The sequence below is a fragment of the Streptomyces griseofuscus genome, from assembly GCF_014673495.1.
GTDB lineage: Bacteria > Actinomycetota > Actinomycetes > Streptomycetales > Streptomycetaceae > Streptomyces > Streptomyces murinus.
On the sequence record NZ_CP051006.1, the window covers coordinates 5949884 to 5963200 of the forward strand.

A 13317-nucleotide genomic window follows, 5' to 3' on the forward strand; every position below is an offset into this window, starting at 1 on the left:
CGGGAGCCGGGGCGATAACCATGCGCACGTGTCACCGGGCGTCCACCGGGACGTCTCACCAGAAGAATGGGGAACCGTGAACGCACGAAGAGCCGTTGTCATCGGGGCCGGACCGGCCGGTCTGCTCGCCGCCGCCGCGCTCGCGCCCGCCGTGGCCGAGGTCGTCGTACTCGACCACGACGAGCTGCCCGAGGCACCCGCGCACCGCAAGGGAGTGCCCCAGTCCCGGCACGCCCATCTGCTGATGCCCGGCGGCATGGCGGTGATGGAGGAACTGCTCCCCGGCGCCGACCTGCGGGGGCGGCTGGTGGCGGCCGGCGCCAGGGAGATGGCACTGAGCTCGGACCTGCTGGCGCTCGCCCCGACGGGCTGGTTCCGGCGCTGGCGGCACCGCACCTTCATCACCATGACCGCGAGCAGACCGCTCCTCGAATGGGGCGTGCGCCGGGCGGTGCTGGAGACGAACCCGCAGATCACGGTGCGCCGCGCCCGGGTGAGCGGGCTGCGCGGCAGCGCCCGCCGGGTGACCGGCGTACGGCTGGCCGGCGCCGACGGCGGCCCGCTTGAGGACCTGGACGCCGACTGGGTGGTGGACGCGAGCGGCCGGGGCACCCGGCTGCTGCCCTGGCTCGACGTCCTCGGCGTGGGCGCCATCCGCGAGCGCCATGTCGACAGCGGTCTGGCCAACGCCACCCGCGTCTACCGCGTCCCGCCCGGCGCCCCGGACTGGCCGATGACCCTGGTGCAGGCCGACCCCTGGAGCGGGCGGCCCGGCCGCAGCGGCATGATCGTGCCGATCGAGGACGGCAGATGGATGGTCAGCCTCGGCGGGATGCGGGGCAGCGAGCCGCCGAAGGACCCGGACGCCTTCGTCGCCTACGCGCTGAACCTGCCGAGCCCCCTGGTGGGCCGGCTGATCGAGGCCGCCGAGCCGCTCGGCCCGGTGCACGTCAGCCGCAGCACCAGCAACTCCCGGCGGTATCTGGAGGACGCGCGTCTGTGGCCGGAGCGGCTGGTGGCGATCGGGGACGCGGCGGCCACCTTCAACCCGATCTACGGGCAGGGCATGTCCGCCGCCGCGCTCGGCGCCCGCGCGCTGGCACAGACGGTGCGCGAGCACGGCATCGAGGCGCCGGGGCTGGCCCGGCGGGTGCAGCGGGCGGTGGCCCGTGCGGCACAGGGCGCGTGGACGGCGGCCGTCAGTACCGATGTCCTCTACCCGGGGGTGGAGGGCGCCCGTCCGACGGTCGGGGACCGGCTGGCCGCCGTCTACTCCCGGCGCCTGAACCACGCCGCCACCGGCTCCTACACCGCGGCCTGCGCCCTCTGGGACGTCACCACCCTGCGCACCTCGCCCGCCCGTCTCTTCCGCCCCGACGCCCTGCTGCACGCCCTCACCGGATCCCCGCTGCCCGCCCTGCCGGGCCCCCCGCTGACGGCCGCCGAACGGGACTTCCTGTCCGGCCTCAAACCCTGGGTGTAGGGCCGCCGAAGGGCAGGTGGAGCACCCGGGAGGCGAGCAGCCAGCGCCCGCCGGTGCGGCGGAACCGGTCCGCGTAGTGCCCGATCTGCACCGGCGGCCCGGCGGGCACCAGGCCGCCGGTGTAGCCGTCGACGCGGTGGGTGGAGAAGTACGACACCGCCGTCGCCGCATTCGGGGAGACGACCGTGACCAGGACGTTGGACATCAGCCGCCGGGAGAGCCGGTCGGCGGGGCGCCCGCCGAAGTACTCCCGCAGCGCCGCCCGGCCCCGCACCGCGCGCCCGTCCCCGGGCGGGGGCCACTCCCAGCTGCCGTCCTCGGTGAACAGCTCGGCCACCTCGGCCGGTTCACCGAGGTCGAGGCGGTGGACGAACTCCAGGATCAGGCGCTCACAGGCGCGCTCGGCGAGAAGCCGCTGCACAGGGTCCATGCGCCTGTGTACCAGCCTGAGCGCCCCCGGCGGGAAGATAATTCACACCGCCGCGTACGTCACCGGATCACTCCCCGGCACCGGTTCCACCCGGCCCTGCTTGAACAGATGGCGCAGATGGGACTCGGCCTCCGAGACGGCGATGGTGCGGGAGGAGGGCGGGATGTCGGCCCAGGGCCGGTTCCAGCGCATCCGTTCGGCCAGCTGCCAGGGGGTGAGCGGGACGGCGAGCAGGGCGAGGAGAGACCGCAGCCGCTCCTCGTGGTGGTCAAGCAACTCCCGTACCCGGGCGGGCGCGTCGGTGAAGGCGTGCCGGTGCGCGGGCAGCACCTCCGCGGGCCCGAGACGGCCGACCCGCTCCAGGGAGTCGAGGTAGTCGCCGAGTGGATCGGTCACCGTCGCGTCCTCGGGATCCTCGTACAGGCCGATGTGCGGGGTGATCCCGGGGAGCATGTGATCGCCGCTGAACAGCCGTCCCCGGCCCGGGAGTTCACCCGGATGCTCCTCCTCCAGATGCAGACAGACATGGCCGGGGGTGTGCCCCGGGGTCCAGATCGCGCGCAGCCGGCGGCCCGGCAGATCGAGGAGTTCACCGGGGACGATCTCCCGGTCCGGCGGCGCGGGGGAGAACCGGGGCAGCTCACGGCCGCCCGCCGCGGCCGCCCGCAGCGGCGCCACCTGCTCCCGCGGCGCCCCCGCCGCTGTCAGCTTGGCGGCCATGTAGGCGTACCACCGCTCGGGCCGCGCCTCGCGGGTCCTGCGCACGATCGCCGCGTCCGCCGCGTGCATCGCCACCCACGCCCCGGACGCCTCGCGCACCCGCCCGCACAGCCCGTGGTGGTCCGGGTGATGATGGGTGACGACCACCCCGGTCACCTCCGACACCCCGGTGCCGCAGGCGTCGAGGCCCGCCACCAGGACGTCCCAGGACCCGGGGTCGTCCCAGCCGGTGTCGACGAGCACCGGCCCCCGGTCGGTCTCCACCACGTACACCAGCGTGTAGCCGAGCGGGTTGTCCGGGATGGGCACCCGGATCGACCGCACGCCCCCGCCGTGATCGAACGTCCGCGCCATGGTCCGCCCCTTTGCCCGCCGGTCTCCGACCCGACCATTGCCCACTATTACCGGAACTGATATCAGTTCTGATGCATCGTCAGAAAGTAGTGTGCGGCAGGCGGCGCGCTGGGAGGCAGCCATGACCGGGCTCGTGGAACACGGACAGCTCTACATCGGCGGGGAGTTGACCGAGCCGCTGGGCGAGGACGTCATCGAGGTGATCTCCCCGCACACCGAGGAGGTCATCGGCCGGGTCCCGCACGCCTCGCGCGCGGACGTGGACCGGGCGGTGGCCGCGGCCCGCCGGGCCTTCGACGAGGGACCCTGGCCGCGCATGACCCCCGAGGAGCGGATCGGCGTCGTCACCCGGATCAAGGACGGCATCGCCGCCCGGCACGAGGAGATCGCCCGGGTGATCTCCGCCGAGAACGGCTCCCCGTACTCCTGGAGCGTCCTCGCCCAGGCGCTCGGCGCCATGATGGTGTGGGACTCGGCGATCCGCGTGGCCCGGGAGTATGTGTACGAGGAGCGGCGCGACGGCGCCCTCGGACCGCTGCTGGTGCGCCGGGAGCCGGTCGGGGTGGTGGCGGCCGTGGTGCCGTGGAACGTGCCCCAGTTCGTCGCCGCCGCCAAGCTCGCGCCCGCGCTGCTGACCGGCTGCACCGTCGTACTCAAACCCTCACCGGAATCCCCGCTGGACGCCTATCTGCTCGGCGACATCGCCCGTGCGGCCGGGCTGCCCGAGGGAGTCCTGTCCATCCTGCCCGCCGACCGGGAGGTCAGCGAGTACCTGGTCGGGCATCCCGGTCTGGACAAGGTGTCCTTCACCGGGTCGGTAGCGGCCGGCAAGCGGGTGATGGAGGTCGCATCCCGGCAACTCACCCGGGTCACATTGGAGTTGGGCGGCAAGTCGGCGGCGATCGTGCTGCCGGACGCGGATCTCGCGACGGCCGTCGCGGGGATCGTACCGGCGGCCTGGATGAACAACGGGCAAGCCTGTGTGGCCCAGACCCGCATCCTCGTGCCGCGCGCCCGCTACGACGAGTTCGCCGACGCCTTCGCCCGCGCCGCGGCCGACCTCGTGGTCGGCGACCCGCTGGACCCCGCCACCCAGGTCGGCCCGCTGGTCGCCCGGCGCCAGCAGGCGCGCAGCCTCGACTACATCCGCGTCGGCCAGGAGGAGGGCGCCAAAGTCCTCGCCGGCGGCGGCCGCCCGGCAGGTCTTGAGCGCGGCTGGTACGTCGAGCCGACCCTCTTCGGGGGCGTCGACAACGCCATGCGGATCGCCCGCGAGGAGATCTTCGGGCCGGTCATCTGCCTGCTGCCGTACGGCGACGAGCGGGAGGCCGTACGGATCGCCGACGACTCCGAGTACGGCCTCTCCGGCAGCGTATGGACCGCCGACGTCGAGCGCGGCGTCGAGGTCGCCCGCCGGGTGCGCACCGGCACCTACAGCGTCAACACCTTCAGCCTGGACATGCTGGGCCCCTTCGGCGGCTACAAGAACTCCGGGATCGGGCGGGAGTTCGGGCCCGAGGGGTACGGCGCCTATCTGGAGCACAAGATGATCCATCTCCCGGCGGGGGCGTGAGCCATGGCCGACCGCTGGCACATCGAGGTCGACCGCTCCCTGTGTGTCGGCTCGGGCCAGTGCCTGCACCACGCGCCGGAGCACTTCCGCCTCGACTCCGCCCGCCGGTCCCTTCCGACGGAGCCGGACACCGACGCCGCCGAACCCGTTCTCACCGCGGCCGAGACCTGTCCCGCGGAAGCCATCTCGATCACCCTGCGGGGCAGCGGGGAACCGGTGTTCCCGCCCGAGGAGTGAGCGGGCCCCGTGCTACTCCTGCGGGACGGTCAGGTCGATCAGCCGGCAGACCGTCTCGATGTCGATCTTCACCTGGGCGATGGAGGCACGGCCGGAGAGCCAGGTGATGAGGGCCGAGTGCCAGGTGTGCTCGATGACCCGCACGGCGGAGAGCTGCTCGGGGCTCGGGTCGTCCAGGCCCATCGCGTCCAGGATGATCGCCGTGGTCTGCCGGGACACCTGGTCCACCTCGGGGCTGACACTGCGGTCCGCGAAGGTCAGCGCGCGGACCATGGCGTCGGCCAGATGCGGCTCGCGTTGCAGGGCCCGGAAGGCCCGCATCAGGGTCTCGGCGACCCGCTCGGCCGCGGTGTCACCGGCGGGCGGCTTGCGGCGCAGGGTGCCGTGCATCCGCTCCAACTGGTCCTGCATGGTGGCCACCAGCAGATGCACCTTGGACGGGAAGTACCGGTACAGCGTGCCCAGAGCCACCTGGGAGGACTCGGCCACCTCGCGCATCTGCACCGCGTCGAACCCGCCCCGGCCCGCCAGTTGCGCGCTCGCGTGCAGGATCCGGCGACGGCGGGCTTCCTGACGCTCCGTGAGGGGCGGCGAGGGAGGGCGCGACGTACTGGCTTCCGCAGGCATGGGTCCCGTTCCGTGACAATCGGTGAGGGTGTCGGTAGGGCACGTGATCAGACAGCATGGCAGGGCCGCGCGCCGTGGCGCGAATCACCTGATCCACTGCTCACAGCACCCCTACCTGCCGGTAGATTCAGAGGCTCTTGAACGATCAAGTCTGAAACTTGTTCTAGATTAGCGTCCCGTCGTAGTCTCGCGGGACAGTGCAGGCAGAAGGGGGCACAGAGTGACCGCCGAGGCCCGGGAAGCGGGTGCCCGTGAGGACTTCGCCGCCGACGGGGAGCGACCGCTCGACATCGCGCTCCTCACCTATAAAGGGAACCCGTTCTGCGGCGGGCAGGGCGTCTACGTACGGCACCTCTCGCGCGAGCTGGCCCGCCTCGGACACCGCGTCGAGGTCATCGGCTCCCAGCCCTACCCCGTGCTCGACGAGGGCTACCCCGCGCTCACCCTGACCGAGCTGCCGAGCCTCGACCTCTACCGCCAGCCCGACCCCTTCCGCACCCCCGGCCGCGGCGAGTACCGGGACTGGATCGACGCCCTGGAAGTGGGCACGATGTGGACCGGCGGCTTCCCCGAGCCGCTCACCTTCTCGCTGCGCGCCCGCCGGATGCTGCGGGCCCGGCGCGGCGACTTCGACGTCGTCCACGACAACCAGACCCTCGGCTACGGCCTCCTCGGCGACATCGGCGCTCCGCTGGTCACCACCATCCACCACCCCATCACCGTGGACCGGCAGCTGGAGCTGGACGCGGCCGAGGGCCGGCAGCGCCGGTACTCGGTACGCCGCTGGTACGCCTTCACCCGGATGCAGAAGCGGGTCGCGCGCCGGCTGCCCTCGGTGCTCACCGTCTCCGGCAGCTCCCGGCAGGAGATCGTCGACCACCTCGGGGTGCGGCAGGACCGCATCCACGTGGTCCATATCGGCGCCGACACCGATCTGTTCGCGCCGAATCCGGCGGTGCCCGAGGTGCCGGGGCGGATCGTCACCACCTCCAGCGCCGATGTGCCGCTCAAGGGGCTGGTGTTCCTCGTGGAGGCGCTGGCCAAGGTGCGCACCGAGCACCCGGCCGCGCATCTCGTCGTCGTCGGCAAGCGCCCCGAGGAGGGGCCGGTCGCCCAGGCGATCGAACGGTACGGCCTGGACGGCGCCGTCGAGTTCGTCAAGGGCATCTCGGACGCCGAACTGGTCGACCTGATCCGCTCCGCCGAGGTCGCCTGCGTGCCCTCGCTGTACGAGGGGTTCTCGCTGCCCGCCGCGGAGGCCATGGCCACCGGGACTCCGCTGCTCGCCACCACCGGCGGCGCGATCCCCGAGGTCGCGGGCCGTGACGGCGAGACCTGCCTCGCGGTGCCGCCCGGCGACGCGGGAGCACTGGCGGCGGGCCTCGGCCGGCTGCTGGGCGACGCCGAACTGCGCGCCCGGCTCGGCGCGGCGGGCCGCGAACGGGTCCTGGCCAACTTCACCTGGGCCCGGGCGGCCCAGGGCACCGTGGCGCGGTACCGCGAGGCCATCGCCCGCTCCGCGCCCGGCGCCTTCGCCGCGGCCCCCCGCCGCTCCGCGCCCCCGACCCCCGGCCGCGCCGCGGCCCCCGCCGAGGCCGCCGACACGGCCTCGGCCGGCGTCGCCGTCGCCGCGACCCCTCCGAGTGACACCAGCGTCTATCCCGAAAGCAGGGCCACGTGCTGACCGTCGACTTCTCCCGGTTCCCCATCGCCCCGGGAGACCGCGTCCTGGACCTCGGCTGCGGAGCCGGCCGGCATGCGTTCGAGTGTTACCGGCGCGGCGCCCAGGTCGTGGCCCTCGACCAGAACGCCGAGGAAATCCGCGAGGTCACCAAGTGGTTCGCGGCGATGAAGGAGGCCGGCGAGGCCCCCCAGGGCGCCACCGCGACCGCGATGGAGGGCGACGCGCTGGCGCTGCCGTTCCCGGACGACTCGTTCGACGTGGTGATCATCTCCGAGGTGATGGAGCACATCCCCGACGACAAGGGCGTGCTCGCCGAGATGGTGCGCGTGCTGCGCCCCGGCGGCCGGATCGCGGTCACCGTGCCCCGCTACGGCCCGGAGAAGATCTGCTGGGCGCTGTCCGACGCCTACCACGAGGTCGAGGGCGGCCACATCCGCATCTACAAGGCGGACGAGCTGGTGGCGAAGGTCCGCGAGGCCGGTCTGAAGCCGTACGGCAGCCACCACGCGCACGCCCTGCACGCCCCCTACTGGTGGCTGAAGTGCGCCTTCGGCGTCGACAACGACAAGGCGCTGCCGGTGCGCGCGTACCACAAGCTCCTGGTCTGGGACATCATGAAGAAGCCGCTGGCCACCCGGCTCGCCGAGCGCACCCTCAACCCGGTGATGGGCAAGAGCTTCGTGGTCTACGCGACCAAGCCGCACCTGCCCCGGCTCGCCGAGGAGGCGGCCGCCCAGTGACCACCCCCCGGACAGAACACCTCGTCCTGCCCGGGGTCCTCACCGCCGAGCAGGCTGCCGCGACCGTACGCGGCATCCTCGCCGTACAGCGGGAGGACGGCGCGATCCCGTGGTTCCGGGGCCACCACCTGGACCCGTGGGACCACACCGAGGCCGCGATGGCCCTGGACGCGGCCGGTGAGCACGAAGCCGCCGAGCGTGCCTACCTATGGCTCGCCCGGCACCAGAACGAGGACGGCTCCTGGTACGCGGCCTACGCGGACGGCGCCCATGACGAGATCACCGACCGCGCCCGCGAGTCCAACTTCGTGGCGTACATAGCCGTCGGCGTCTGGCACCACTACCTGTCCACGGGCGACGACACGTTCCTGGACCGCATGTGGCCCTGCGTCTACGCGGCCGTGGAATGGGTGCTCGGCCTCCAGCAGCCCGGCGGGCAGATCGGCTGGCGGCGCGACGAGGACGGGACGCCGGCCACGGACGCCCTGCTCACCGGCAGTTCCTCCATCCACCAGGCGCTGCGCTGTGCGCTCGCCATCGCCGAGCAGCGTGAAGAGGCGCAGCCGGACTGGGAGCTGGCGGCCGGCGCGCTGCGGCACGCGATCCGCAGGCACCCGGAGCGGTTCCTGGACAAGGACCGCTACTCGATGGACTGGTACTACCCCGTCCTCGGCGGCGCCCTGACCGGCGCGGAGGCCGAGGCGCGGATAGCGGAGTCCTGGGACCGGTTCGTCGTACCGGGCCTCGGGGTGCGCTGTGTCGTACCCAACCCCTGGGTGACCGGCGGCGAGTCCTGCGAACTGGCGCTCGCGCTGTGGGCGGTGGGGGAACCGGACCGGGCGCTTGAGATCCTGAAGTCCGTGCAGCATCTGCGGGACGCCGACTCCGGTCTGTACTGGACGGGTTACGTCTTCGACGACGAGGCGATCTGGCCGCGCGAACTGACCACCTGGACGGCGGGTTCCCTGCTGCTCGCGGTCGCCGCGCTCGGCGGGCACGAGGCGACCTGCGCGGTCTTCGGCGGCACGCGTCTCCCGGCGGGCCTCGACCCGGACTGCTGCTGACCTGTCCGTCGTCGGCGTCGTCTTCCGGCGTCGTCCTCCCGGCGTTTCCCCCGAGTGGCGTAACCGCGTGTGCGGAGTAACGGTGGAGAAGGAAGCTCCCCACTCGGAAAGACACGTCGGGAGGACCTCGTGCCTGTACCGATACGGCGACTCTGCCTGGCGCTGGCCGTGTGCTGCGCCCTGGTGGCCGGTGGCACGGCCTGCGGAAACAGCAGTGCCGGTTCCCACACCAACACCAAGACGGCGGTCACCGCCGCGGCACTGAACCAGCCCGCGGCCGAGCCCAGCCCCACCACCTCCGCCGAGAAACAGCGGTTCGCCAAGACCAGGTTCGTGGCGAACGCGGGCCTCGCGGCCGGTGCCACCTACGAGTGGATCTACAAGCCGTGGAAGGCGGGCAAGTTCAAGAAGGGTGCCCATGGCCGCAGGGTGGCCCTGGTGAAGGCCGGTGTCGCCGGTCTGTTCACCTACAACCGGCTGAAGGCCGCCGAGCGCAATGCCAAGGGCGACCCGCTGCTCTCCAAGGCCCTCGCGCCGCTGAGCAAGAGCATCGAGAACCTGAAGGACCTGCCAGCCAAGCTGCGGCACGGTGACACCGGCGCGGCGAGCGACTTCAACAATGTCATCAACAACGTGAAGGACGCGGGGAAGGGCGCGGGCGCCCCGGTCCAGAACAAGATTCCGTCGCCGAGCGAACTTCGCAGCGGCGGCCAGTAAGTCCCTCGAAGCGCCTAGGAGTTCAGCTCCGCCAGTACACGGAGTGTGCAGGGGTCCGGTGACAGGGCCAGCAGGTCGGTCACCGGACCCCTGCGCCATGCCTCCAGCCGCTTCGCGATCCGGGCGCGGGGGCCGACCAGCGAGATCTCGTCGGCGAAGGCGTCCGGGACGGCGCGCACCGCCTCCTCGCGCCGTCCCGCCAGGAACAACTCCTGTACCCGGCGGGCCGATTCGGGATATCCCATCCGGGCCATCAGATCGGCATGGAAGTTCCGGGAGGCGTGTCCCATGCCGCCGATGTAGAAGCCGAGCATCGCCTTCACCGGCAGCAGTCCCTCGGCCACGTCGTCGCACACCCGCACCCGGACCATGGGCGCCACCCGGAACCCCGCGGGCAGGTCCCGCACCGCGTCGCCGTACACCTCGGGCCGGTCCGGCGCCCAGTACAGCGGCAGCCAGCCGTCGGCGATCCGTACCGTCTGCGCCACGTTCCGGGGGCCCTCCGCGCCGAGCAGCACGGGGAGCCGGGCCCGCAGCGGATGCGTGATCGGCTTGAGCGGCTTGCCCAACCCGGTGCCGTCCGGGCCCCGGTACGGCAGCGGATGGAACCGCCCGTCCAGCGACACCGGCGCGGTGCGGCGCAGCACCTGCCGTACGACATCCACGTACTCCCGGGTCGCGGTCAGCGGCGACGCCGGGAACGGGCGGCCGTACCAGCCCTCCACCACCTGCGGCCCGGACAGCCCGAGCCCCAGCATCATCCGCCCGCCGGAGAGGTGGTCCAGGGTGAGCGCGTGCATCGCGGTGGTGACCGGGGAGCGTGCCGCCATCTGGGCGACCGCCGTACCCAGCTTGATCGTCGAGGTCCGCGCGGCGATCCAGGTGAGCGGGGTGAAGGCGTCCGAGCCCCAGGACTCGGCCGTCCACACGGAGTCGTAGCCGAGCCGTTCCGCCTCCTGCGCGAGCGGCACATGGGTGGCGTCCGGGCCCCGCCCCCAGTACCCGAGCGCGAGACCGAGCCGCATGTGAACCCCTCCTGACACCCCGTCAGTTCTCCGGCTGGAGGCGACTGTACGACAACGGCCCCCCACCCGGAAGGGCGAGGGGCCGTGGCCCTGGGTGTGACTGCTCAGCCGCGCTGGATGCCCGAGGTGTCCTGGAGCACGCCGCGACGGCCGTCCTGGGTCTGGGCGATCAGCGTGGCGCCACGCTGCTCGACCGCCAAGTACCAGGTGCCCGGCGCCAGTTCGGCGATCGGGGCGGGCGAACCGTCCTCCGCGAACAGCGGACGGGTCACCGGCACCGCGAACCAGAACGGCGAGAAGTCCGCCGGAGCGGCCTGCTGCGGCGCGGCACCCCCCGCGGGCGCCGGCTGCGGCGATCCGTACGGCTGGCCCTGCTGCGGCTGGGCGCCGTACGGCTGCTGCGGGGCACCCTGGGCGCCCGGGTAGCCGTAACCGGCGGACGGCTGCGCGCCGTACGGGCTCGGCGCGACCGGCTTGGGCGCCGGGACCAGCGCGCCCTGGAGCGCCGGGACCAGCGGGCCGGCGACGGCGGCACCGGCGAGGATCAGCGCGGCGATGAACCCGAGCACGAGCCCGGCGCCCGCGCTGAGCCCGGACGGCACGTCCACCAGCGTCCAGAACAGGGTCCAGGCGGAGAGGATCGTGAATGCCGTGCCCACCACGCCGAGATCCAGGCCGAGCACCTTGCGCGGCTGCGGCAGGCAGCGGTTGAGCACGATCAGTACGGCACCGATGACGGCCCCCATGTACGTGCCGAGGCCCGTCCCGAGGTTGTCCCACACGCCCTGGCTGCCCGAGTATCCGGCGGCCGAGTAGGAGTAGAGATCGAGGAACGACGCGATGAACAGCAACACCGCTGCTCCGATCACCACGCCGTCGCCTCTAGTGAGGGAGCGGATGTTCACTTCAGGTCCTTCGTGAGTCGTCTCGTCGTCGCTAGACCCTACCGTCCGCAAGATCCGGCTGTCCGGCCGGTCGAGGCCCCGGTCAGGACTCGCGCAGGAAACTCACGATTCCCTCAGACATCCCCTGCGCGGCCTTCTGCCGCCAGGAGCCGCTGGTCAGCAGGGCGGCGTCCTTGTCGTCGCGCATGTTCCCGCACTCGATGAACACCTTGGGAACCGTTGACAGATTGAGACCGCCGAGGTCCGTGCGGGTATCGAGCGCGGTGCCGTGGCCGATGTAGTTGGACGGCGGCTCACCGGTCACCCGCCGGAAGTCCGACGCGATGCGCTCACCCAGATCGCGCGAGGGCCCGACGATCGGCCGGGTGTCGGCGCCGCCCGCGTGCACGGCGCCCGGCAGGATCACATGGAAGCCCCGGTCGCCCACCGGCGCACCGTCTGCGTGGATCGAGATCGCCGCGTCCGCGTGCGCCTTGTTGCCGATCTCCGCCCGCTCGTCCACGCAGGGCCCCCAGTCCGGGCCCTTCTCGTCATGGGTCAGCCGTACGGCGGCACCCTGCCGCTCCAGCAACGCGCGCAGCCGGTGCGCCACGTCGAGCGTGAACCGCGCCTCGGCGTAACCGTCGTTCGTGGACGTACCGGTGGTGTCGCACTCCTTGCGGCCGTTGCCGACATCCACCTGGCGGTTGATCTCGGCCGTGTGCCGGAAGTTGTCCACGTTGTGCCCGGGGTCGATGACCACGACCTTGCCCTTGAGCGGCGCGGCCGCCTTGTCATCGGCGCTCGGCGCAACGGACGGCGAACTCGGCGCCACCGGCTTCGCCGCACCACCACTCTCGGCCGCTCCGCCGCCCGCCGCGTACACCCCCCACCCGACGAGCCCCCCGACCACCAGCGCCCCACCGGCCACAACCATCGGCATCCGCCAGGAACGACGCTGCTGCGGGGGTTCGGATTCCGGATCTGTGTATGACACGTCAGCGACTCTAACCGGGACCTCAGATCCCCGCCCCCGTTCGCCGCAGGACCCGCAGGGAGCCGGTGGCGGTGGTTTCGGTGAAGGCGCCGGAGGCGAGGGCGCGGAGGTAGATGCGGTAGGGGGCCTGGCCGGTGAACTCGTCCTTCGGGTCGGGGAAGACGTCGTGGATGGCGAGCAGTCCGCCGTCGGCGATGTGCGGCGCCCAGCCCTCGTAGTCGGCGGTGGCGTGTTCGTCGGTGTGGCCGCCGTCGATGAAGACGAAGCCCAGCGGGCCGCCCCACACCGCCGCGACCTGCGGCGACCGGCCGACCAGTGCGATCACTTGCTCTTCGAGGCCCGCCTTGAACAGCGTGCGCCGGAAGGTGGGCAGCGTGTCCATCAGCCCGACCTCGGGGTCGACGGTCTCCGGGTCGTGGTAGTCCCAGCCCGGCTGCTGCTCCTCGCTGCCCCGGTGATGGTCCACGGTCAGCGCGGTCACCCCCGCCGCCCGCGCCGCGTCGGCCACCAGCACGGTCGACCGCCCGCAGTACGTGCCCACCTCCAGCAGGGGCAGCCCCAGCGCCCCCGCCTCCACCGCCGCCGCGTACAGGGCGAGCCCCTCGTCCACGGGCATGAACCCCTTGGCCGCCTCGAACGCGGTGAGAATCTCGGGCTGGGGGGCGGTGGCCATAGGACGCCTTTCGCAGGTGGCACGGCTGTTCGGGCTGTTCGGGTCCCATGCTGCCGCACGCTGTGAACGGGCGTGACGTGGGGCGCCCTTAGGGGGGCGCCCCCAAGGG

The 13317-nt window shown here is 72.5% G+C and carries 14 protein-coding genes; 7 read left to right on the forward strand and 7 right to left on the reverse strand.

The window, feature by feature from the left end; genetic code table 11:
- Nucleotides 1-76: 76 nt before the first annotated feature.
- Entirely contained in the window at nt 77-1483 is a 1407-nt protein-coding gene (locus HEP81_RS26965) for an NAD(P)/FAD-dependent oxidoreductase (protein WP_106979926.1), read from the forward strand.
- Here HEP81_RS26965 and HEP81_RS26970 read toward each other — a convergent pair.
- On the reverse strand, nt 1467-1913 hold the full coding sequence (locus HEP81_RS26970) for a nuclear transport factor 2 family protein (protein WP_037656221.1): 447 nt from the start codon (nt 1911-1913) through the stop codon (nt 1467-1469). The two genes, HEP81_RS26965 and HEP81_RS26970, sit on opposite strands and share 17 nt — an antisense overlap.
- Nucleotides 1914-1955: 42 nt before the next feature.
- Nucleotides 1956-2987: an MBL fold metallo-hydrolase gene (locus HEP81_RS26975; protein WP_037656222.1), complete on the reverse strand. Its 1032-nt coding sequence runs from the start codon at nt 2985-2987 to the stop codon at nt 1956-1958.
- 121 nt (nt 2988-3108) lie between these two features.
- Here HEP81_RS26975 and HEP81_RS26980 point away from each other — a divergent pair, with 121 nt between their 5' ends.
- Entirely contained in the window at nt 3109-4560 is a 1452-nt protein-coding gene (locus HEP81_RS26980; protein WP_037656223.1) for an aldehyde dehydrogenase, read from the forward strand.
- 3 nt (nt 4561-4563) lie between these two features.
- Complete coding sequence (locus HEP81_RS26985) at nt 4564-4797, forward strand: ferredoxin (protein ID WP_037656224.1); 234 nt, start codon at nt 4564-4566, stop codon at nt 4795-4797.
- Nucleotides 4798-4809: 12 nt separating this feature from the next.
- Here the strand turns inward: HEP81_RS26985 and HEP81_RS26990 are convergent, their stop codons facing one another.
- A complete protein-coding gene (locus tag HEP81_RS26990) occupies nt 4810-5424 on the reverse strand; it encodes a TetR family transcriptional regulator (protein WP_037656226.1) in 615 nt (204 codons plus the stop codon).
- Nucleotides 5425-5644: 220 nt separating this feature from the next.
- Here HEP81_RS26990 and HEP81_RS26995 point away from each other — a divergent pair, with 220 nt between their 5' ends.
- The 4 genes from HEP81_RS26995 to HEP81_RS27010 all read left to right on the forward strand — a co-directional run bounded on the left by HEP81_RS26995 (nt 5645) and on the right by HEP81_RS27010 (nt 9629).
- A complete protein-coding gene (locus tag HEP81_RS26995) occupies nt 5645-7108 on the forward strand; it encodes a glycosyltransferase family 4 protein (RefSeq protein ID WP_037656228.1) in 1464 nt (487 codons plus the stop codon).
- Nucleotides 7102-7848 carry a class I SAM-dependent methyltransferase gene (locus HEP81_RS27000; protein ID WP_037656231.1) on the forward strand — a complete coding sequence of 249 codons (747 nt, stop codon included), beginning with the start codon at nt 7102-7104 and terminating at the stop codon, nt 7846-7848. The genes HEP81_RS26995 and HEP81_RS27000 overlap by 7 nt, the downstream gene beginning before the upstream one ends.
- Complete coding sequence (locus tag HEP81_RS27005; protein WP_037656233.1) at nt 7845-8912, forward strand: prenyltransferase/squalene oxidase repeat-containing protein; 1068 nt, start codon at nt 7845-7847, stop codon at nt 8910-8912. The genes HEP81_RS27000 and HEP81_RS27005 overlap by 4 nt, the downstream gene beginning before the upstream one ends.
- Nucleotides 8913-9041: 129 nt before the next feature.
- On the forward strand, nt 9042-9629 hold the full coding sequence (locus HEP81_RS27010) for a hypothetical protein (protein ID WP_037656234.1): 588 nt from the start codon (nt 9042-9044) through the stop codon (nt 9627-9629).
- 14 nt (nt 9630-9643) lie between these two features.
- Here the strand turns inward: HEP81_RS27010 and HEP81_RS27015 are convergent, their stop codons facing one another.
- The 4 genes from HEP81_RS27015 to HEP81_RS27030 all read right to left on the reverse strand — a co-directional run bounded on the left by HEP81_RS27015 (nt 9644) and on the right by HEP81_RS27030 (nt 13208).
- Complete coding sequence (locus tag HEP81_RS27015; RefSeq protein WP_037656235.1) at nt 9644-10654, reverse strand: LLM class F420-dependent oxidoreductase; 1011 nt, start codon at nt 10652-10654, stop codon at nt 9644-9646.
- A 104-nt stretch (nt 10655-10758) separates the two neighbouring features.
- Nucleotides 10759-11526: a hypothetical protein gene (locus HEP81_RS27020; RefSeq protein WP_037656236.1), complete on the reverse strand. Its 768-nt coding sequence runs from the start codon at nt 11524-11526 to the stop codon at nt 10759-10761.
- Between the two features lie 115 nt (nt 11527-11641).
- The gene (locus HEP81_RS27025) at nt 11642-12535 is read right to left on the reverse strand and encodes an N-acetylmuramoyl-L-alanine amidase (RefSeq protein ID WP_190276038.1); all 894 of its coding nucleotides are present in this window, start codon (nt 12533-12535) and stop codon (nt 11642-11644) included.
- 22 nt (nt 12536-12557) lie between these two features.
- Nucleotides 12558-13208 carry a class I SAM-dependent methyltransferase gene (locus HEP81_RS27030; RefSeq protein ID WP_037656238.1) on the reverse strand — a complete coding sequence of 217 codons (651 nt, stop codon included), beginning with the start codon at nt 13206-13208 and terminating at the stop codon, nt 12558-12560.
- Between the last annotated feature and the right edge of the window lie 109 nt (nt 13209-13317).